The sequence below is a fragment of the Oleiphilus sp. HI0123 genome (assembly GCF_001635315.1).
In genome coordinates this window covers 1-2,078 of record NZ_LWGE01001479.1, presented here as the reverse complement: position 1 = coordinate 2,078, position 2,078 = coordinate 1, and the positions used below count along the sequence as shown (strand labels likewise).

Sequence of the window (2,078 nt, the reverse complement as noted above, 5' to 3'; positions counted from 1 at the left end):
CAGCGAGCATCTTGGCCAAGTATCCCCTGCCGAATTTATCCCAGTAGCCGAGAGAAACGGCATGATCATTCCGATTGGTGAGTTCGTAATTCAGCAGTCTTTAGCTGCGCTGGTCGAGCTTAAAGCTCATTACAATGCACGCTGCACAATGTTGATAAACATTTCTCCGGTTCAATTTAACTCACCAAGTCTTATAGATGTCTTGAGCGACACGGTATCCTCCTCGGGCATTGACTATAGTTCGGTAGAAATTGAGATTACAGAAGGCGTTCTGATGTCCAGCCAGAGCAATACGGACTTCATACTTAATAAAATAACTGAGCTAGGTATGAAACTCGCAATGGATGATTTCGGCCAAGGATATTCATCTTTAAGCAGCCTCCGAAAATTCAGCTTTAACACCTTAAAAATCGATAGAGAGTTTATTAACGAACTTCCTTTTTACGAATCTGACTGCAAACTCGTCTCTGCTATTATCCTAATGGCGCACGGTTTGGATATGAAAGTAGTTGCCGAAGGTGTCGAGAGCCAGGAACAAAACGACTTCTTGCTAGAGTGTGGCTGCGATTCAATACAAGGCTGGCTCTATGAAAAAGCCGAAAAGTTGTCTACCCTGCTCAAGCACAAGTAACGCACTGTTAAGCCGCTCCAGAATAAGAACCTAAGTAAGAGGATATCGCTAAATGAAGTCGCTACTCACCTTCATAACAATACTATCTTTCTATTCTCCTTTGCTTCACTGTCAGCAAGTAAGTGACCTATTCGCTCCAGAGCAAGGCCAAGCAGATAATAAACAACTCAAAACCCAAACAATACGCCCCGCTTCTGACCTTATAAAATCGCGCTATGCAAAAGAGTTTATGGTTGTCAGTGCACACCCGGAAGCAAGTAAAGCAGCCTATAAGGTATTAGAGCAAGGCGGTAATGCCATCGATGCTATGGTCACCGTACAAACGGTACTTGGTCTGGTTGAACCGCAATCCTCCGGTTTAGGCGGTGGCGCATTCCTGGTCTACTATGACTCACAAAATAACAAGCTCACTACCTTTGACGGGCGTGAGACTGCTCCCTTAGACGCTCACTCAGAACTTTTCTTAAAAGAAGACGCTCAGCCAATGGCTTTTTTCGACGCGGTAGTAGGTGGTCGATCAGTAGGCACACCCGGGACGGTTAAACTTTTAGCTGAGGTCCACAAGAAATATGGTAAGAAGAAGTGGCTATCTCTACTCAGCCCTGCGATACAACTTGCCGGAAATGGTTTTAATGTAGGCCCACGGTTAGCGAACGCAGTAAAAAGAGATGAAAAATATTTGAGCAGTGATGATAGCGCATACCAATATTTCTTTCCTGATGGACGTGCGATACAAGCAGGACAGCAACTTAAGAACCCTGCTTACAAAAACACCTTGGTCGCTCTAGCAAAACATGGTGGTGATTACTTCTATAATAGCGATATTAGCCAAACAATCGTTGATAAAGTAAAGCAAGCGAGCAACCCAGGCTTTCTATCCCAGAAAGATTTCTCAGACTATAAAGTGATTGAACGGCAAGCGGTGTGCTCTCCTTACAAGACTTACGAAGTTTGCGGAATGGGGCCACCAAGCTCTGGTGCGACTAGCATTGCGCAAATACTCGGCATCCTAGAGCCTTTCGGGCTGTCACAAAGAAGCTCAAACTCTGCAGAAACATGGCAGCTTATCGCCGATGCCAGCCGCCTAGCGTTTGCTGATCGAGGGCAATATATTGCGGACCCGGCATTTGTAGACTGGCCAAAAGCCATGCTCAACAAGCACTACCTTAGAAGTAGATCAAAGCTAATTACGCCAGGAACAGCCCTGCAAGGTGTATCGCCGGGAGTTCCCGATGCAAAATTTTATGCCGCCTATCAGGCAGGTAAGTCAATCGAAGTCCCCTCAACCAGCCATTTTGTGATCGTTGATAAAGATAAAAATATAGTTTCGATGACCAGTACCATAGAAAATGGTTTTGGTTCCAGACTAATGGTGAATGGCTTCCTTTTAAATAACGAACTCACTGACTTTTCCTTTAGGGCTCACCATAAAGGAAAACTCGTTGCT

The 2,078-nt window shown here is 45.0% G+C and carries 2 protein-coding genes; both read left to right on the top strand.

Going from position 1 to position 2,078, the window contains the following annotated elements; genetic code table 11:
* Window positions 1–631 (top strand): EAL domain-containing protein (locus A3761_RS19500; protein ID WP_156491966.1); only part of this gene is annotated, 631 nt, incomplete at its 5' end.
* A gap of 52 nt (window positions 632–683) precedes the next feature.
* On the top strand, window positions 684–2,078 hold a 1,395-nt coding region (locus tag A3761_RS19495), incomplete at its 3' end, for a gamma-glutamyltransferase family protein (RefSeq protein ID WP_068750716.1).